The 17,850-nt window shown below is 67.8% G+C and carries 18 protein-coding genes, 1 tRNA gene and 1 pseudogene; 11 read left to right on the top strand and 9 right to left on the bottom strand.

Annotated elements, in window-relative coordinates; all coding sequences use genetic code 11:
- Positions 1-23 precede the first annotated feature (23 nt).
- Positions 24-920 (bottom strand): carbohydrate kinase family protein, encoded by an 897-nt coding sequence (locus ACYVPE_RS25745; protein WP_461036093.1) that lies wholly within the window; start codon positions 918-920, stop codon positions 24-26.
- Between the two features lie 167 nt (positions 921-1,087).
- Positions 1,088-1,297 (bottom strand): hypothetical protein, encoded by a 210-nt coding sequence (locus tag ACYVPE_RS25750; RefSeq protein WP_461036094.1) that lies wholly within the window; start codon positions 1,295-1,297, stop codon positions 1,088-1,090.
- A gap of 86 nt (positions 1,298-1,383) precedes the next feature.
- On the opposite strand from ACYVPE_RS25750, the gene ACYVPE_RS25755 reads away from it, so the two are divergent.
- Positions 1,384-2,310, top strand: a complete 927-nt coding sequence (locus tag ACYVPE_RS25755; protein WP_461036095.1) for an alpha/beta fold hydrolase — start codon at positions 1,384-1,386, stop codon at positions 2,308-2,310.
- 42 nt (positions 2,311-2,352) lie between these two features.
- On the opposite strand, the gene ACYVPE_RS25760 is transcribed toward ACYVPE_RS25755, so the two are convergent.
- Both ACYVPE_RS25760 and ACYVPE_RS25765 read right to left on the bottom strand, forming a co-directional pair.
- Positions 2,353-3,276, bottom strand: a complete 924-nt coding sequence (locus ACYVPE_RS25760; RefSeq protein ID WP_132817716.1) for a helix-turn-helix domain-containing protein — start codon at positions 3,274-3,276, stop codon at positions 2,353-2,355.
- 119 nt (positions 3,277-3,395) lie between these two features.
- The gene (locus ACYVPE_RS25765; protein ID WP_461036096.1) at positions 3,396-3,638 is read right to left on the bottom strand and encodes a DUF397 domain-containing protein; all 243 of its coding nucleotides are present in this window, start codon (positions 3,636-3,638) and stop codon (positions 3,396-3,398) included.
- A gap of 228 nt (positions 3,639-3,866) precedes the next feature.
- On the opposite strand from ACYVPE_RS25765, the gene ACYVPE_RS25770 reads away from it, so the two are divergent.
- Together ACYVPE_RS25770 and ACYVPE_RS25775 are read left to right on the top strand one after the other, a co-directional pair.
- Positions 3,867-4,499, top strand: a complete 633-nt coding sequence (locus tag ACYVPE_RS25770; protein WP_461036097.1) for an ATP-binding protein — start codon at positions 3,867-3,869, stop codon at positions 4,497-4,499.
- A 137-nt stretch (positions 4,500-4,636) separates the two neighbouring features.
- Positions 4,637-4,721 (top strand) — tRNA-Leu (locus ACYVPE_RS25775).
- A gap of 140 nt (positions 4,722-4,861) precedes the next feature.
- Here ACYVPE_RS25775 and ACYVPE_RS25780 read toward each other — a convergent pair.
- Positions 4,862-6,181, bottom strand: coding sequence for a recombinase family protein (locus tag ACYVPE_RS25780; RefSeq protein ID WP_461036098.1), 1,320 nt, complete (start codon positions 6,179-6,181; stop codon positions 4,862-4,864).
- A 520-nt stretch (positions 6,182-6,701) separates the two neighbouring features.
- Between ACYVPE_RS25780 and ACYVPE_RS25785 the strand changes: the two genes are divergently transcribed.
- From ACYVPE_RS25785 to ACYVPE_RS25795, 3 genes are read left to right on the top strand one after another with little or no spacing between them, the layout of a single operon-like run.
- Positions 6,702-6,953, top strand: coding sequence for a hypothetical protein (locus ACYVPE_RS25785; RefSeq protein WP_461036099.1), 252 nt, complete (start codon positions 6,702-6,704; stop codon positions 6,951-6,953).
- A complete protein-coding gene (locus ACYVPE_RS25790) occupies positions 6,950-7,534 on the top strand; it encodes an RNA polymerase sigma factor (protein ID WP_461036100.1) in 585 nt (194 codons plus the stop codon). Before ACYVPE_RS25785 ends, ACYVPE_RS25790 begins: the two co-directional genes overlap by 4 nt.
- Entirely contained in the window at positions 7,531-8,658 is a 1,128-nt protein-coding gene (locus tag ACYVPE_RS25795) for a hypothetical protein (RefSeq protein WP_461036101.1), read from the top strand. The genes ACYVPE_RS25790 and ACYVPE_RS25795 overlap by 4 nt, the downstream gene beginning before the upstream one ends.
- 483 nt (positions 8,659-9,141) lie before the next feature.
- Here the strand turns inward: ACYVPE_RS25795 and ACYVPE_RS25800 are convergent, their stop codons facing one another.
- From ACYVPE_RS25800 to ACYVPE_RS25810, 3 genes are all read right to left on the bottom strand, one after another.
- A complete protein-coding gene (locus ACYVPE_RS25800; RefSeq protein ID WP_461036112.1) occupies positions 9,142-9,675 on the bottom strand; it encodes an endonuclease domain-containing protein in 534 nt (177 codons plus the stop codon).
- 629 nt (positions 9,676-10,304) lie between these two features.
- A complete protein-coding gene (locus ACYVPE_RS25805; RefSeq protein ID WP_461036102.1) occupies positions 10,305-11,141 on the bottom strand; it encodes a hypothetical protein in 837 nt (278 codons plus the stop codon).
- Entirely contained in the window at positions 11,081-11,536 is a 456-nt protein-coding gene (locus ACYVPE_RS25810) for a competence protein CoiA family protein (RefSeq protein WP_461036103.1), read from the bottom strand. Before ACYVPE_RS25810 ends, ACYVPE_RS25805 begins: the two co-directional genes overlap by 61 nt.
- Before the next feature lie 29 nt (positions 11,537-11,565).
- Between ACYVPE_RS25810 and ACYVPE_RS25815 the strand changes: the two genes are divergently transcribed.
- The 5 genes and pseudogenes from ACYVPE_RS25815 to ACYVPE_RS25835 all read left to right on the top strand — a co-directional run.
- Positions 11,566-12,324 carry an NUDIX hydrolase gene (locus ACYVPE_RS25815; protein ID WP_461036104.1) on the top strand — a complete coding sequence of 253 codons (759 nt, stop codon included), beginning with the start codon at positions 11,566-11,568 and terminating at the stop codon, positions 12,322-12,324.
- Positions 12,325-12,330: 6 nt separating this feature from the next.
- Positions 12,331-13,524 (top strand): 5'-methylthioadenosine/S-adenosylhomocysteine nucleosidase family protein, encoded by a 1,194-nt coding sequence (locus ACYVPE_RS25820; protein ID WP_461036105.1) that lies wholly within the window; start codon positions 12,331-12,333, stop codon positions 13,522-13,524.
- Positions 13,521-15,554: a hypothetical protein gene (locus tag ACYVPE_RS25825; protein WP_461036106.1), complete on the top strand. Its 2,034-nt coding sequence runs from the start codon at positions 13,521-13,523 to the stop codon at positions 15,552-15,554. The genes ACYVPE_RS25820 and ACYVPE_RS25825 overlap by 4 nt, the downstream gene beginning before the upstream one ends.
- A gap of 150 nt (positions 15,555-15,704) precedes the next feature.
- Entirely contained in the window at positions 15,705-16,235 is a 531-nt protein-coding gene (locus ACYVPE_RS25830) for a hypothetical protein (RefSeq protein ID WP_461036107.1), read from the top strand.
- Between the two features lie 301 nt (positions 16,236-16,536).
- Positions 16,537-16,698 (top strand): annotated as a pseudogene (locus tag ACYVPE_RS25835) (helix-turn-helix domain-containing protein); the annotation flags it as partial.
- An 88-nt stretch (positions 16,699-16,786) separates the two neighbouring features.
- On the opposite strand, the gene ACYVPE_RS25840 reads toward ACYVPE_RS25835, so the two are convergent.
- On the bottom strand, positions 16,787-17,656 hold the full coding sequence (locus ACYVPE_RS25840; RefSeq protein WP_461036108.1) for a recombinase family protein: 870 nt from the start codon (positions 17,654-17,656) through the stop codon (positions 16,787-16,789).
- Between the last annotated feature and the right edge of the window lie 194 nt (positions 17,657-17,850).

The raw sequence follows: 17,850 nt of genomic DNA on the forward strand, positions 1-17,850 counted from the left end.
ATCTCATCTCCCCCACAGCGGAGTCACAACGCCGCGAGTTCTTCCCAAGTGGGCGGGTCGGCGCCGATCCTGGTGCAGGTGATGGCGGCGGCCGTCGCACAGCGCCGCAGCACGGCTGACAGCTCGTCAGGCGCGGCCGGCGGGGCGCCGTGTTCGGCGATCGAGTCGAGCAGCGCCGCCTGGAACGTGTCCCCGGCGCCGATCGTGTCCACCACCGTGACGGCCGGCGCCACCACGCCGACCTCGTGTGCGGCGGTGACCGCGAGCGCCCCGCGTTCACCCAGGGTGACCACGACGAGCCTCGGGCCGGCCGCCAACAGCGTGCGCGCGGCGTCGGCCGGCCCGCTGCCGGGGAAGAGGAACGCCAGGTCCTCGTCGCTGGCCTTGAGCACGTCCACCGCGCCGGCCAGCCGCAGGCCCGCCTCCCGGTAGGCTTCCCGGTCCGGCTGCACGGCCGGCCGCACGTTGAGGTCGGCCGCCACCGTGGTGCCGGCGGCGCGGTGCGCCCGGCACAGCTCCAGCACCCGGGAGGCGCCCGGCTCGATCACCACGGCCAGCGATCCGGTGTGCAGCACCGCCGTGTCCTCGGGAACCGGCAGCTCGCGCGGATCCCAGGAGGCGAGGAAGTCGTAGCTGGCCGCGCCGTCCGTGCCCAGGTAGGCCAGCGCCACCATGGTGCGGTCGGTCTCGGCCGGCACCCGGATCACCGCCACCCCCGTCTCGGCCAGGTGCTCCCGCACCAGCTCGCCCGGCGGATCGTCGCCCCAGGTGGTGAGCAGCGTGGCGGGACGCCCCAGCCGACGCAGGCCGACCGCCACGTTGGCCGGGCTGCCGCCCGGCGCCGCGTGCACGTCCCGGGCACCGGTCTTCCACAGAAGATCGACCAGAGCCTCCCCCACCACCGTCACCCGAGCTGTCACTTGGCCTCACCTCTTCGTTCGGGGGACAACGCGCCGACCGCCACATCCTGGTGTGCCGAACGCCGCAGGGCAAGATCCAGTTTCCCGATCCCCCAGCTCAGCCGGTCACCGACCGGGCCGGAAACCGACCGGATCCGGGCCCGGGACGGGGCCGGCCAGGGCCCGGCTCACGCCCGGGCGCGGCCGAGCAGGTGCGCGCTCACCCCGAGCGGCGCCCTGACCCGGTCGGCCCGTTCCCGCAGGTGGTGGAGCGGCCCGAGCACCAGCACGCCGTCGAACGCCCCGTCCTCGCACGGCAGTCCCCTGGCGTCGGCCGGGCGGCCAGCGGCCTGGGCGAGCCTCGCCTCCTCGCCGCCCCGCGCCGACCGGGACGGCAACGGGAATACGTCGTGGCGGGGCTGCCACGTCGCGCCCAGCGGTTCATACTTGCCAGGGCCCTGCCGCCGCGGACGAGGAGCGCGCCATGGACGTCGGAACCACCACGGCGCCGGACGGCCTTCCGGTCACCACCTACACCTGGCTGCCGCCGGACGGAAAACGACCGCGCGGCTGGGTGCAGTTGGTGCACGGCGCGGCCGAACACGCCCTGCGTTACGACCGGTTCGCGCGCCTCCTGACCGGGCACGGCTACGCCGTGGTCGGCTCGGACAACCGCGGCCACGGAGCGACGGCCGCGCACACCGGTGGGCTCGGGGTGGCGGGCGAGTCGGGTTGGCGGGCCGTGGTGGCCGACCTGCGGGCGGTCTCGGACGCCGCTCGGGCCCGGGTTCCGGGCGTCCCGCTGGTGCTCTTCGGGCACAGCATGGGCTCCCAACTGGCCCGCGACTACGCCCAGGAGCACGGCGACACGCTCGCCGGCCTCGTCCTCTGCGGGACCTTCCGCTCACTGCCGGGCTGCGAGCCGCAGAGCGCGGCGGACCGGCTGCGGGCCGAGATCTACCGGGGTGGCCGGGCCGCGCCGTCGTCCTTCGTCCCCGATCTCTTCGCGTCCTTCAACGATCCCTACCCGCGCCGCACCGGCTTCGAGTGGCTCTCCCGCGACCCGACCGAGGTCGACGCCTACGTCGCGGACGAGCGCTGCGGCTTCGCGTTCAGCGCCGGCCTGGCGCTGGACTGGGTGCTCGGGGTCCGCAAGATCAACGATCCCGGCCACCAGGCACGGATCCCCCGTGAGCTGCCCGTGCGTGTCGTGGTCGGCGAACTCGACCCGTGCCACTCGGGGTTGACGCTGGTCTACGGGCTGCTCGAGGACTTCAGGTACGCGGGCACCCGGGAGTTGAGCTGGCACGCCTACCCGGGGGCGCGGCACGAGATCCTCAACGAGACCAACCGCGACGAGGTCGGCGCCGACCTGGTGGCGTGGCTCGACGGGCGGCTCGGCACCGGGTGACATTCAGGCGGTGAGCGGCGGCGCCTCGCTGCCGCCGGTCGCTCAGAGGTTGGTCTTCAGCCCGTCGAGGAAGCGGAGCCCGTCGAGGAAGTCGCCGGTCTTGCCGTGGGGTTCGGCGGTCGCGCACAGGTTGTCCATGACGGCGAGGTAGTCCTCGACGTCCTCGCGCTTGTCGAGGTACAGCGCGCTGTTGAGCTGCTCCAGGTAGACGATGTCCGGGAGGTCGGGCTCCTGGAACCGCAGCACGGTGATCGGGCCGCCGGCCGCCGAGAGGCCGCCGATCCTGAACGGCGCGATCTGCAGCGTGACATTGGGCAGCTCGGCCATCTCACGCAGTTGCCGGATCTGGGCGCGCATCGCCTCGGCGCCGCCGAGCGGCCGACGCAGCGCGGCCTCGTCGATCACGGCCCACAGCCGCGGGGCGTGCGGCTTGTGGAGCAGCTTCTGCCGCTCCATCCGCAGCTCGACGCGGCGTTCGATCATCCGCTCGGAGGCACGCGGGTTGCCGAGGCGGATGCAGGCGCGGGCGTAGTCGGCGGTCTGCAGCAGGCCGGGGATGAACTGCACCTCGTAGGTGCGGATGACGGACGCCGCCTCCTCGAGACCGATCAGGGTCTCGAACCAGCTGGGCACCACGTCGTTGTACTTCTGCCACCAGCCGGGGTTGCTGGCCTGCCTGGCCAGCGCGAGGAACTGCCCGCGCCGCTCCTCGTCCAACACGCCGTACAGGGTGAGCAGGTCGGCGATGTCCCGCTCCTTGGCGCCGACCCGGCCGAGCTCCAGCCGGCTGATCTTGGCGTGCGAACCACGGATCGCGTCGCCGGCGGCCTCGCGGGTGATCCCGCAACCCTCACGAAGTCGACGCAGGTGGGTGCCGAGCACGATGCGCAGCACGGTGGGCCCGCCGCGCGGGTGAGCGAGTATGTCCCTCACCGACGAGGCAGTGCTTGGCTGAGCTGACGACATGTCTGTGTCCCCTGAGTGTTGAATCCGCGCCCAAGTGTTGCACTGTTCGATCGCTGCGTACAGTCGCCGCCGCGCAACTCGGGGCGATCCACGGGGTATCGGCCGGGCCGAGCCCCAGGTCAGTCGACGCGCACGAGGTCGTCGAAGTCTCCGTCCTTCGCGCCCTGGAGGAAGGCGGTCATCTCGGCGTGCGTATAGATGAGCGCGGGGCCCTGCGGGTCGCGGGAGTTGCGCACCGCGACGTCGCCGCCGGGCAGGCCGGCCATCTCGACGCAGTTGCCGTTGGGGTTGCTTCGTCCGCTCTTCCGCCAGGCCGCGCCGCTCAGCAGGCCAGCCGAGACTCCGTTGACGAACTGCGACATGAGGACTCCTACGTTCTGCTTGCGGCACTCGCGTGCGTGCCGTCCGGTGGTTCACGTGGACAGCTTCTGACCGAATACTGCCTCAAGTCCGAGCGTTCTTGCATCTGTTCTTGCATCTGTTCTTGCATCAGTTCTTTCGGATGTACTTGCAGGGATACGCTCGGTTCAGTGAGGATGGACCCTGCGGAGCCACTGCCCAGGGTGAAGTCGGATCGTCCGGAGGTCGTCATGACAGCTCTCCCGTTCGCCGCCATGGCGCCTTACCGCGCGCCGGCGACCCGGACAGGAGCGGCCGACACGGCCGGATTCGCCACCTTCCCGCTGGCGAACTCGTCGGACTCGCCCAAGTCCGCGCGGGACAGCACACGTTCGGCGCTCAACGGCTGGGGCCTCGGCGAACTCCTCGACGACGCCCTGGTGATCGTCTCCGAGCTGGTCACCAACGCCGTGCGCTACGGCCGCCCGGTCGCGGCCGACCACCGGCCGCTGGCGCCCGCCACCCCGGAGCAACCGTTTCTCCTCAGCCTGGTGCACTGCGACGGCGCCGTGCTCTGCGCCGTGTTCGATCCGGGCCGCGAGGTGCCGCGGGTCAAGCAACCCGACTACTTCCAGGAGTCCGGGCGCGGGCTGCACGTGCTGGAGTCACTGGCGCGGAGCTGGGGCTGGACCACCCCGGACCGCCATGGCAAGGCCGTCTGGGCCCTGCTCACCTGTCCCGAGCGGTACGCCGACGCCGAGGACGACCCCGAGTGGGAGCCGCTGACCCGGCTCCTCCTGCTGCTGGAACTGCTGAGTGGCCCCTCCTGGCTCCGCGCCCTCGGCTCCTCCCCCACCACCCTCCCCGGCACCGGCCGCCGCTGACCGCACCCGCCGCGACCACGGGCCCCGGCACCCTCCGCACCGGCTCGATCACCCTGTGAATCCGGGAGAGAGCACCCACCGAACCTTGATATGGTTAACCCGTCGCGCCGGCCGCTCAGGCCCAGCGCACACACCCCGTCCGGGTGGCGGAATGGCAGACGCGCTAGCTTGAGGTGCTAGTGCCCGTTTAAGGGCGTGGGGGTTCAAGTCCCCCCTCGGACACACTCTCCCCCTGCGGGGCCCGCTTCGCGGGCATGCAGGATCGGCGCCCGCCTCCGGCTACCAGCCGGACGTGGGCACTCCTTTTATCCGACGTGTCCTGGCTCTTCTCCTCTCGTCGTGCGGTGCGGGACGGCTCGGGGTCAGCCGACGGCGATCCGTTCTCCTCGTAGCGTGTCGGTCGTCAAGGTCCTGTCCGCCGGGTCGAATGTCAGTGACACCACCCGATCCTTCAGGCTGCGGACGGCGTCCTCAGGCAGAAGAGGGTCTCCCCCAGCCGTTACCGGGGAGAGGCCGTCCTGGTCAGCGGAGAGCATGATCATCAGAGCGGGTAGATGCGGCAGGATGTGATCCTCACGCACATAGGCATTCGGTGGGCGGCTCGAGTCCGGCGTGGTCGCGCTTGAGTGCCCATGCCGGCAGCGATAGGCCGGACGGCCATGCGCCCAGGTCGATTCCATCCGCCGCTGACACACTCCACAGCGCAGCAGCCCAGCCAGCGCATAGGTACGGCCTGGGGCGTTCTCGCGTGGGGCCCGGATGCTTTGGACCGTGACGAAGTCCGCCTCGCTGATCAGCGCGGGATGGGCCGTCTTGCTGGAGATGACCCAGTCCTCGGGCGCGTTCCAGCGCATGACATCACGGTGCCCCAGGGTCGTGTTGTCCGGGTCGAGCAGTTCGTGGTCGGTGCGCTGCCGATTCCATACTTGGCGGCCGGTGTAGCGGGGGTTGGCCAGGATCGCCCGCACCGCTGTCAGTCTCCACCTGTGCGCTTGCCTGTGCGGATTGCGTTCCGGGTCGGCCGCGGACGGGCAGGGGATGCTGGCATCATTCAAGGCACGCGTGATCCGAGCAACACTGTGTCGCGCCAACCGCTGCGCGAAGATCCACCGCACGATTGGCCCGCACTCCGGATCAACGTCCAGGCGCCGGATCCGCACACCACGCCGCGCGAGTGAACGATTCGGATGTGGACCAGCATCGACCAGCCGGTAGCCATACGGCGGTCTACCGCCGAGGTAGCGACCCTGATCACGGGCCTGGACCGTCATCGCAGAGCGGACTCTGATCCTGGTCCGGGCGATCTCCCGCTTCGAGAGGATCCCCAGCAGGATCATCAACTCCTCATGCCCGGCGACCTTCGGATCGACCACCCCGCCCAGCTCCGGCACCCACAACTGCACGCCGAAATGCTCGAACAACGGGGCCATCGCCGCGAACTGGTTGCCGAAGAAGGCTCGCTCGCTGGACCCGATCACCACCGCGTCGAACTCCCGGTCCGGATCCGACAGCGCCCCCACCAAGGCAGCGGCCTCAGGCCTACGCGCCCATGGCAGTACTCGGCTGTGTCCGACATCGAAGAACTCCGCCACGATCCGGCCATGCCCGGAAGTGATCGCCTCAGCCCGCAACAGCTGCCAGGCACGGGAAGTCTCCGGATCCTGATGATCCTCCGTCGACACCCGCCCATAGAACGCAAACCGTAACCCGCCCGGCCATGTCGCCTTCGCGTGCACCTCGTCCGCGTGGCTTCGGCGAACCCATCCCGATAACGGACTCTCCTCAGCCGAGTCATCGTGTCCGTCTGTTGTCCGCGACATCCGTGCTGGCATCGCTCACACCCCCGGCAGACTGGCCCATCTACCTCAGACCCGATCCTGTCAGCCAGATCGCCGAAGCTCCGGACAACGAGGATCTTTCACCCGTACGGGTGAGCATCCGGCAGAGGAAGACCCTCGAGAACATGTGGCATACGACCAGCCAGCCTGATCCCCAGGAGGCAGCCTTGGTCCTCGAACGGCGCTCAAGCAGGCTTCTCTGGGCGCCTCATCGGGCACCGGTGCGAAGAAGGTCCCGTCCTACGTCGGCCCCGAGTACCTGACCGAAAATATCTCATCCCAGAGTTCACGTTCCCGGCAGGTTCTGGCTCTTACTTCATGACGGGTCTGTCATCGGCCCGCGACCAGATCAGGAGGGGACTCTATGGATACGGGCACGGTCGCCGTCACCATTGCCTCGATCATCACCGTCAAAGGTTTCGCTCTGCTCGGCCTGTGGCTGCGCCTGAACTGGCGTGTACGGCAGGAAGAGGCCCGACATCGGTACCTCACCGACATCGCCGGAGCTGTCACCGTCGGCGATCACCTGGAGTTGGACGAGCAACAGGGTGATGGGCTTCGTCTTCGAATAGTGGTCACCCGCACCTCAGCAGGGAATGCGAGTAGGGCAGCGTGAGTGATCCTGATCCCGTGGATGGCTTAGACCATCCAGCTGCTGCTGCGGCAGCCGCCCGCCCGGGTGCGCTCAGCGAGCGTGATCACGCGCGCTACCTGGTGGATGAGAAGTTCTCGGCGTTCTACCGAAGCACCATTCGCAAGCTGGTCGGCTTCTTGATCAACCACGGCGCCACGCTGCCCGTTGCCACGGACATTGCTCAGGACACGATGGTCAAGGCGTACCAGCGCTGGAGTGAGATCACGCAGCCCCAAGCGTGGGTCCATACGGTGGCCTCGCGTGCACTGGTACGCAAAATCGCCGACATCCGTGAGGATCCGGTAGAGCAGATGCCGGAACCGACCTCACTCCTGCCTCGTCCAGACGCCGTCGTGGAATGGGAAGTCCGGCACGACACCCTACGGATGCTGGTGACCCTGCCGCCCCGGCAGCGGCAGATCCTGGCCTGGACGCTCAGCGGCTACACGCCGACCGAGATAGCAGGCCAGCTGAGCCTGACCCCTGAGGCAGTACGTGCCAGCCTCAAGAAGGCGCGTCGTACCGCCGCTGCGTACATCAAGGCAACGGAGGAGGAGCAGTGACCAGTCCCCAAGCGTCTGACCACCATGACGACGACGTGGACCGCTGGCTCAGCCAGCACCAACGCGCCCTCACCAGCCTTCTCGGCAGCATGCTCGATAGCAACGCCGGCCTGCGTGAAGTCCTCCTTCAGTCACGCCATGACTCCCTCGTCAACAGCCTCGGCCCCGTCCTCGACACCGAAGCCGGCCTAGCCGCCATCCTGCCCAGTCCACCACTCACGTCTGACCAGTCCGCAACAGGCGAGAGGAACAGCGCCCAAACGACCGCCGAGCTCCTCCAATCAGTCCACGCACACACACGCATGACATTGCGAGCGGACCCTCATGTCGGCGAGGCATACTTCACTCTCAACCTCGCCCGGGCACTCAACCGCGACCTCACGCGTGACCGCGCCCTGGAACTCGCCCGGGCACTTGATCTCTCCCGTGCCAACGCACTCACCACCGCACTCGAGTACATCCGCCCTCAGGAACTCACCGCGGCGCTCGAGCATGCCCGCATGCTCAGTCTCAGTCTCAGTAGCGACCTCGACCGCGACCTCGTCCACATCACGGTCACCGCCAGCGGGCTCATCAGGAACAGCAGCAAGGCCAGTGCCCTCGCCGACGCTCTCGACCACGCCCACACCAAGGCCAGCACCAGCGCTCTTGGCATCAACGGCCTCACCAGTGCCTGCCACGACGCCATCGAGCTCGCCAACACCCTAGAGCGCGCCGGCTCCCTCGCCCGCGCCTTGGCCCATGCTCTCGATATCGCCCGCATGAGCGACCTCATCCGGCATGCCCGCCACTCCCATGCCCACACACTCGCAAGCAATATCGTCACCATTTCCGTCACGGAGACTCGGCGCGCCATCGGCACGCTACTCGGCCAAGCACCCCCCATCACCGAAAGCTCTGCAGAAGCTTTCCTGAATGACTTCACCACATCAGATCTACGCAACGCCAACCTGGCTGAGTCCGACCTAAGTGGCATCCGCTGGTCGGAAATTGGGACTCTGTGGCCACCAATGGTGAACCTCGCAGATCTTAAATCCCGATCGGAGGAAATCCCCACCAGAAGCGGAGTCTACGTCGTCCGACCGGGCGCAACGACGGCACGCGACCTCGCCCAACTCACATAGAAGCGGCAACACACGAGTGCACGAAAGGCCGTTGAGAGGGACTGTAAAACGAGTGGTGTACCCCGATCACGGAAGATGCATCTGTGACCAGCGAGAACATGTCCAAAACCCGCGGTCCCCACGGACCGACGCCACGATGGCTGACACCCTGCAACAACTGAGCGCTGCGGGCTGGCTGTTCGTCGACAACAACTGCTGGTGCCGCACGCCCCCGGCCACATCTACCATCGACGGGTGGCCCGCTAGAAGGAAGCGCGGCACGATCGACACCGGAGCCACGCCTCGGACCCCCGCCCCCGGCCGCTCACAAGGCTGCCGCTCCCCGGCGCCTCCCGCCGACCCCGTGGTTCAGGAACCGGCGAAGGCAGCACCCCGCGTGCTCACCTCGACGCCGCCCCTCCCTCTCCCGGCGCGCGGCGAGATGGTATGAGAACGTCCCCCAACCCCGCCTTCCCACCGACGAGCTACCCGGAGGACTGTGGCTCATCCCCGGCGCGCAAGTGGTCCTCGGTCCTCGTCGCGTTCCGAGATAGCCGCACCCGAACTGGCGCTCAGGTGTCGTAGGGGGCATGCCCGAAGTGGTCGATCTTCCACTGGTCGTTGTGGCAGTCCCGCGATAGGCCCGGGTGCAGGGCAGCGAGGCGGCGGGAGATCGTTGAGGCAGTCGGCCCAGGGGCAGTTGGCGAGGTGGGGGCACCAGTCGATGGCGTTGTTGCAGTTGCGGCACAGCAGTCCGCGAACCCGGCCCGAGAAGTGGTGGTGCTCGACCTCGGTTCCGAGGGAGGTTCCGCAGCCGGCGCACAGCGGGCCGAAGGCCACGGCCAGCTGTGCGCGGATCCGCCCGAGCTTCGACTTCGCGCGGAGGTATCTGGGCCAGCGGCCCAGGTGGACGTTGACCGGGCAACGTTGCTGAAGGGGAACCGAGGCCGGGACGACTTCGTCGTCGTCGAGTCGGACTGTCCAGCGGACCTCAAGCCCTTGGTGGCCGTCGAGACCGCGGCCGCGGGGGCCGGTCAGCCGGTATCGGGTCCCGTCGGTCTACCAGGAGGATGTCCGAGTGGCCGTCAGCGAGGCGGCATTCGGTGAACGGGGCGGCTTCGCCGCACACGAGGGTCTGTCCGAGCCGGACGTGGTAGCGGCCAGTCCCCGCGGACGGCGGAGGCCGGGCTCCAGTTGCCGCTGCTGAGGATGGGAGGGGCGCGGCAGGCCGGTTGGCGGCTGTCGACTCGGACGTGTTCGTCGAGGTCCTCGTAGGTGCACAGGTAGGCCCAACACCACAGCATCACCACTGGTCCACTTTCAGCCGTCGCCGACAGAGGGAGTCGGCCGGCACCGGCCCTGACACCTTGCTGCGGCTGCTCGTGTTCATCGGCTTCCTCGGGGGATCTGCGGGCCGCCGCGCGCGGCGACAGCTCGGCCCGGTAGGTGGGGATCACGTCTGCTTGGGGGTGGGGCATCAACGAAGCCATCCGCGGACTCGTTCAACGACGGAACCGTGAGGGCTGGACGCCATAGGCACGCCACGAACTCGCCGAACTCTACGAGCAGCGGCACGAGGCGCTCGTAAGCGAACGGTGTTAGGCCGCGGCGGCTCCGGACTTCTCTCCAGTCGCGACGCCGTCCTTCACGGTGAAGAAGGCGCCTGGCTACATGCCGTCCAGGCCGAGCATCCGGTTCACCGCCGCCTTGACGGAAATGCTGCGGTCCGGCGGGCTCGGCGGCTCGGCGTCCTGCTGTGCCTCGAGCACCTCGATGTGCTGGCTGGGGTGGGTGTTGGCGGCGATGCGGTCGCGTTCTCGTTCGGTGGCGGCGAAGAGGATGAGCCCGGCGAGCCGGTCGCGGGTGGCAGGGATCCGGCCGGCGACGGGGCAGATGATCGCGCACTGGGCTTCGCCCAGGTAGACGGGCACGCCCATGGCGAAGTCGGAGATGCCGTCCTGGGCGACCCGCGGGTATCGGCCGGTCTGCTTGTAGACGTACTCGACGGCCAGCCTGGTGAGCGCCCTCTGTCGCGAGAGGAGAGTCTCGATGGCGGCCTGGTGGTCACGGGCGTCAGTCCGTTGCCGGCGGCGGGCGACGAGCCGGTCGACGGCATGTTCGCGTCGGGCCTGGGCTTGGACCTGTTCCTCCTCAAACTCATAATACTGGCGGGTGATCCACCGCCACTGGTCTACGCCTTCCTCGGTGCGGAGTTGATGGGGGCGGGTCGCATCGGCGCAGATGGCGCGGACGAAGCGGTCGAGGCGAAAGGGGGCGACGGTCTGCCAGGTGCCGTGGCCGCCGCAGGGCAGCGGCCCGTCGACACCGCCGGCACAGCACTCGCACTGGCACTCGCCGCACGTTGCGCGGTCCTCGCACCACTCGGGGATAAAGCGGGCCGGGCCGGCGGTCACCTGGACCGGGCCGTCGTCCTCGGGCCGGGCTATCTGGGCGGCGGGCGCGTTGCCGCGCCAGGGATCGTCTTGCGGTCGGTGAACCAGCACACCTCGATCCCGTCCGCACGGTAGCGGGCGGTGCGCGCCGTGATGTCCGCGATGGAGATCGACGCAATCTGCGCTTCGAGGGCGAGGCGGCGGGCGCCGTCCGGGGAGGTGGCCAGCACGTCGGCGCGCCAGGCTCCGTCTGCGGCGGGGACCTCGTACTCGGCGGTCCAGCCGGCGGCGCGGGCGTGGTGGGCGAGCTTGAGCAGGTGGTGTTGGAGGCCTTCGCCGGCGGTCTTGGTCGCGCAGTGGGGTGCCTTGTTGGCGTGCCGTAGGAACCACAGGTCGTGGGCGGCGTGGGTCTTGTGGACGAGGTGGAGCTGCCACTCGCCGGCTCCTTGCTCGTCCCGGTCGTGGAGGTGACCTGCAGATGTCGAGCCGAGGGGAGATATTGTCAATGTGACAGCAATCCGATACGGTTGACACCATGCGTGATGATTCCTGGTTGCCGCCGTCCGTTCTGCTCACAGTTGACCTGGTGATCCTGACGTTGCGTGAGGGACAGTTGTGTGTCCTGCTGGTGAAACGAGGCAAAGAGCCCTTTGCGGGCATGCAGGCACTGCCTGGCGGTTTCCTCGACTACATCGGTGAGGCGATCTCGGACGCTGCTCGCCGCGAGCTGGGCGAGGAGACGGCCGTGGATGCCGGACAGTTTCATCTTGAGCAGTTGGCGACCTACGGGGATCCGGGGCGTGATCCACGTGGGCGAGTCGTCTCCGTGGCGCATCTGGCGATCGCCCCGCGCCTTCCTGATCCGGTCGCGGGAACAGATGCCGCGGATGCCTCATGGGTCCCCGCGGAGGCGGTCCTCTCCGGACAGGTAAAGCTCGCTTTCGATCACGATCAGATAGTGACCGACGGAATTGAACGCGCGCGTACGAAGCTTGAATTCTCGGCGCTGGCCACGGCGTTCTGTGAAGCCCCCTTCACGATCGCCGAGTTGCAGCAGGTGTACGAGGCAGTGTGGGGCGTCACGCTCGACACCCGGAATTTCTACCGGAAGGTCCAGGCCGTGGAAGGGTTCATAGTCCCGGCCCGAACGGAACGCAGGACCACGGTAGGGCGGCCCGCGCGACTGTTCCGCGCGGGACCGACAACGGCGCTCTCCCCCCCACTGGCCCGGCCCATTCTGCCACCGACAGAACAGCAGACGGAAGAACCATCAGAGGAACAGAGGAAGGAATAAGATTACATGCCAAACGACCTGGTTGTGATTCTCACCGCCCTCAATCTCGAATACGAGGCCGTGCGCCGGAAACTTGCCGATCCGCAGGTGACCGTACATAAGAGCGGCACTCGGTTTGAGGTCGGGACCGTGCCAGGCACCTCCTGCCGTGTGGCACTTAATCTGACGAGCAAGGGGAACCATTCGACCGCGGTGCTGACAGAGCGCGCGATCGACCACTTCTCCCCGGCAGCCGTGCTGTTCGTCGGTGTCGCCGGGCGCAGGCGGAGCTCGATCGCGCTGGGCGACGTGGTGATGGCCACCCATGTGTACGCCTACCACGGCGCGACCAGTGAGGACGACGGTCTCAAGGCGCGGCCCCGGGTGTGGGAGGCGCCGCACCCCATCATCCAGCTCGGCCAGCATCTGGCCCGTATAACGGCTGGGGCCGGCCACGCACCGGAGAACGGGGAAGTGCCGAGGGTGCACTTCGGCCCGATAGCCGCCGGTGAGGTCCTGCAGAACTCGCGGGACTCCGCCGAGACCGTATGGCTCCGGCAGCACTACAACGACGCGTTCGCGATTGACATGGAAGCCGCTGGTGTGGCACAGGCCGGCCACCTCAGCGGTCTGCCGGTCGGCATCATCCGCGGTATCAGCGACCGAGCAGACGGCACGAAGAACGGAGAGGAGGACCGCGAGCGGCAACCGCGCGCCGCAGCGAACGCGGCGGCTTTCGCGATACGGCTGGCTGCGGAACTGATCAAGGAAGCAGAACTGGCAGAGAATGCAGAGGAAGAGGAGCAGATCGCCATGGCTCAGAAGGACAGAACTGGCAGGGGCAGCGGAGGCGTCGTCAACACCGCCTTTTCCAGTGCGGTGGGAATCATGGCTGACAAGGCCACCGGCAACACCGTTTACGTCAGCGGGGCGGCTCCAAAGGTGTCCAACCCGAGGGAACTGGTCATGGAGCTGGACCGCTTCCGTGAGCACCTGACACGACATCACGCCCACGGCACCCTCGACGCAGACATTCACCACGAGGCGCAGGTCGAGCTGAGCATCGCGAGGCGCGCAGCGGAGAAGTGCACCGCGAACGACCCGGCGCCTCCGAGGCAGGCAGTTCTGGCGCTCAGGAAGTTACGCGGCCTGCTCATCGACCACCCGGAACTGGCCGCCGGTCTTGCGGTCCTTATCGCGGCGGCGGGTGACCCGGCATGACCGGGGGTTTCCCCTCCACGCACAACGAGGCGCACAACTCCTACGTCGGCATCCAAGCCTCGGACGTACACAACTCCACCATCAACATCGTCCCGCCGGACGCCTCGCCCCAGAAGAAGTACGAGGTCGGGGTCCGCTGTCTGGAAGAAGGCTTACCCGGCCGGGCGCGGGAACTGATCTGGGACGCGATCACCCACAACCACGACGGCCCGCAGATCCGTTTCCACTGGGCGCTTGCGATGCTCAGCAAACGCGCCCACCACGACCTCAGCGCCGAGGAACGCCGTCAGCTGGACCGGACGTGGGACGTCATGCAGGGCTACGCCGACGACAAGGACTGGAAACCCGGTCTGCAGGTCGTCTTCGATCTGCTGGCACTGCCCGGCAAAGCTGACAGTGAGACCGCCGCTGTGCTGAAGCGGCTGAGGGATCTGGCACCGCTCCAGCGTGACCTGATCGTCCGCCACCTCGATTTCGTGCTCACGAGCCGGACAAAGGCCGCCCTGTGGGCCGAGATCTGCGAGCTCGCCAAGGCCGGGCAGTTCAGCGGCGACCGTTCCCGGCGGGTCCGGTTCTACTTCGAGCCCGATCCCATCGGGGCACGGACCCGGCGTCCCGAGGAGGACACCGCCTTCCGTTACCGTCCTCGCCTGGCGACCTGGACGGGTCTGTTCGTCGTCGCCGCGGGTTTCCTCGGGATCTCGGCAGTGATCGCGGAGCCGCTGACCGCAATCGGCGAGATACTGATCGCGCTCGGCACCGGATTCCTCGCCGCCCGGTTCGGTCAGCGATGGTGGCACAACAAGCACCGGCTGCAGGCCAAGGAGCAGGAGCTGGGCCAGGCGCCGGACCAGGATCCGGCCCGCTCTCCGGCCGCCCCTTCCTCCGCATCCGCGGGCGGCGAGACCCTCGCGGCGGACGGGTTCACTAGCCGCGTCCGCGAGTCCTTCGAGCGCTACTTCAGCAAGTACGTGCCGCACGGGTTCGACCGGCCCGAGTGGCTCGCCCGCACCGCCGGCATCCGCGCCGTTCTGGCCGCCGAGGTCGCGTTCCTCTACCGGGAGAGCAGAATCAGCGTCGATCGGGTCAACTGGCTGATCCGCTACCTGGCCCGGGACGCCAGGGACCGCCACAACAACGGCACGCTGTTCGCCCACCGGCAGCAGTACCGGACTCCGGTGACGACGAAACTTGCCTGCGTGCTCGCCCTCGCTCTCCTGGGCGTCACGTCCCTGGCCGTCATCGTCACCGCCGCGACGGGTTCAACGAGTGCGTTCCACGCCCTGCTGACCTTCGGCGTATTCTTCGGTGCCGTCGGGAGCGGGCGCCGGGCAGCGTCGGTGTGGCTGGACATGCGCAGCGAGGAACAGCGGTTCGCCGAGGAGACGCAGAAGTATCACCGGCGGATGTACGCGCGTGAAATGGAATTCCAGCGCTGGAAGGAGCGTCTGGAAGCCACCCGGCCCTCCGACGCCGAGATGGAGGCGTGGCTCAGCCAGGACAAGGTTCTGTTCACCGCCGATGTGCTCCGTCACTACCAGCTCACCTGGCACGACATCATCGCCCACACGATCCTGACGACACCGGCAGGCTCCTACAGACGAGCACGGCGGCGAGGCGGCCCCTGGCGCTACTCCCGTTACACCTTCCGGCTGTTCCTGGCCACACGGGACGGTATCCGCGAGATCAGCACCGAAGCCGACTTCGCCCACGCCACTCGTCCGGGCGAACAACGCACCAACTACCGCTTCGACGCGCTCTCCTCCGTGCAGGTCACCGAGAACGACCACGTTGGCTATGAGATGGCGCTGCTTCTGTCCAACGGCCCGGTCAGAACCATCCGGATCAAGGACGCCGACAGCCACCAGCTCGAGCCGTACGAGAACGCCCGGGAACTCTCGGAGATCAACCTCGACGCGGCCGGCTTCGCCCATACGTTCCGTCTCATGGAGGGCATCGCGGCCGACGGGAAGGCATGGATCGAACGGAACAACGCCGACAGTCCGCCACCCGCGGGCAGCACCGACTGAGTCCTCCCGGACAGATCGGGAAGGCCGACCGGCCAGGGAGCTGCCGAGCAGCACGGCAGCTCCCTGAAGGTCCAGGCACCACGAGGGCCGAGTACGGGTACCACCAAGTCCCCCTGTCAAAGGGTCGCGAAATGAGGGTGACAGCCAGTCATGACCGACAGAGAACGGAGCACCAGCGCCGCACTCCTTGCCGAGTACGCACAGATTAAGGACGAGCAGCGTGCACGTATCGGCTTTCGGGACAACCTGCTGTACGTGACGCTTGCGGCCATGACCGCCGTCGCGGCCTTCGCTGCGCAGACAAACTACCCGGAGCTGATCCTGGCCCTTCCGGTGGTGTGTCTTGTGCTCGGATGGACGCACTTGGTCAACGACGAAAAGATCTCAGCCATCGGGCGCTACGTCCGCACCGAGCTCGCGTCCCGGCTCGCAGAGGCCACGAAGGTGGAGGAACCGCTGTTTCGCTGGGAGACCTATCATCGCAGCGACGACAGACGGGTCTCACGCAAGACCACACAGACAGTTGTCGACCTGGTGGCCTTCCTCGCCACTCCCTTTGCCGCACTCATCACCTTCTGGTGCCACAGCACGGACAGTGCCCTTCTAGTTGCGGTCTCAATCCTCGAAGCCGCCGGGCTCGTCATCCTGGGTGTGCTGTTCCTGCAATACGCCGAGAGGTGAGATGCTGCCCGACGCTACGGACTAGAAATTCATTCCGAGGGCGATGGCGCATGGTGGGCACACTGATCCCACCGCCCGTGAGGAGGCTAACGAGTTCGTACATGGTTGGCGGTGAGGCGTCGAACTCGTGATCGTTGATCATGGTCGTGTGGTGGGGAACGCGATTCGTACTGCGATCATCGGTGACCGAAGGATCACAGGTCTGTCGGCCGAGGTGATCGCTGAACTCGTCACCGAGGTAGGCCCGTTATGGCATGAACGCCACCAGGCCAGGGTGGCGTCCAAGCCGCGGAAGCGAGGCATGGGTGCCGGCGCGAAGCACCGACTGGCGTTCGTCGACCGGCTCCTGGCCGCCCTCGTGCATCTCCGTCACGGGGCCACGCATGGCGTACTGGCGTGCTGGTTCGGCGTGGACCGCTCCACGATCACCCGCGCCATCGGCGAGGTGCGGCCACCGCTCGCCGAGCGTGGGTGCACCATCGGCCCCGGTGTCCGACTGCGGACCCTGGCAGAAGTCATTGACCATCTCGGCGCCAGCGGGAAGACCGGGATCATCGATGGCACCGAGATCCGTGTCGGCAGCGATAGACCGGACAGCCATGCGTCCAGCACGACTCCATCCGCCGCTCGCAGATCCCGCAGCGCAGCATGCCGGCCAGCAAGTAGACGCGACCCGGCGCGTTCTCACGTGGGGCCCGGATGTTCTGGACGGCGACGAAATCGGCTTCGTCCACGAGCGCGGGATGGGCCTGGTGGTGGGAGATGACCCAGTCCTCGGGTGCGTTCCAGCGCATGACATCGCGGTGTCCCAGGCTGGTGTTGTCCGGGTCGAGGAGCTCGTGGTCGGTGCGCTGCCGGTTCCACACCTGGCGGCCGGTGTAGCGGGGGTTGGCCAGGATCGCCCGCACCGCAGTCAAACCCCAATTGCAGTTCGAGCGGTGCCCATTGCGCTCCGGATCGGCCGCCGACGGGCAGGGGATCCCGGCATCGTTCAAGGCACGAGTGATGCGCGCGACGCTGTGCCGCTCAAGCCGCTGGGCGAAGATCCACCGCACGATCGGCCCACACTCCGCGTCCACATCCAGCCGCCGGATCCGCACCCCGCGCCGGGCCAGGCCACGGTTGGGATGCGGACCGGCATCCACCAGACGGTACCCGTAGGGCGGACGACCACCCTGGTAGCGGCCCTGATCCCGAGTCTGCACCGTCATCGCTGAACGCACCCGGATACGCGTACGGGCGATCTCCCGCTTGGACAAGATCCCCAGCAGGATCATCAACTCCTCATGCCCAGCGATCTTCGGATCCACCATGCCACCCAGCTCCGGCACCCACAGCTGCACCCCGAAGTGCTCGAACAACGGCGCCATCGCAGCGAACTGGTTCCCGAAGAACGCCCGCTCACTCGACCCGATCACCACCGCATCAAACTGCCGGTCAGGATCCGACGACGCCCCCCACCAAAGCTCCGGCCTCCGGCCGCCTGGCCCACGGCGCCACCCGGCTATGGCCCACATCGAAGAACTCCGTCACGATCCGCCCATGCCCCGACGTGATCCCCTCAGCCCGAAGCAACTGCCAGGCCCGCGAAGTCGCCGGATCCTGATGATCCTCC

The organism is Streptomyces mayteni (assembly GCF_054783955.1).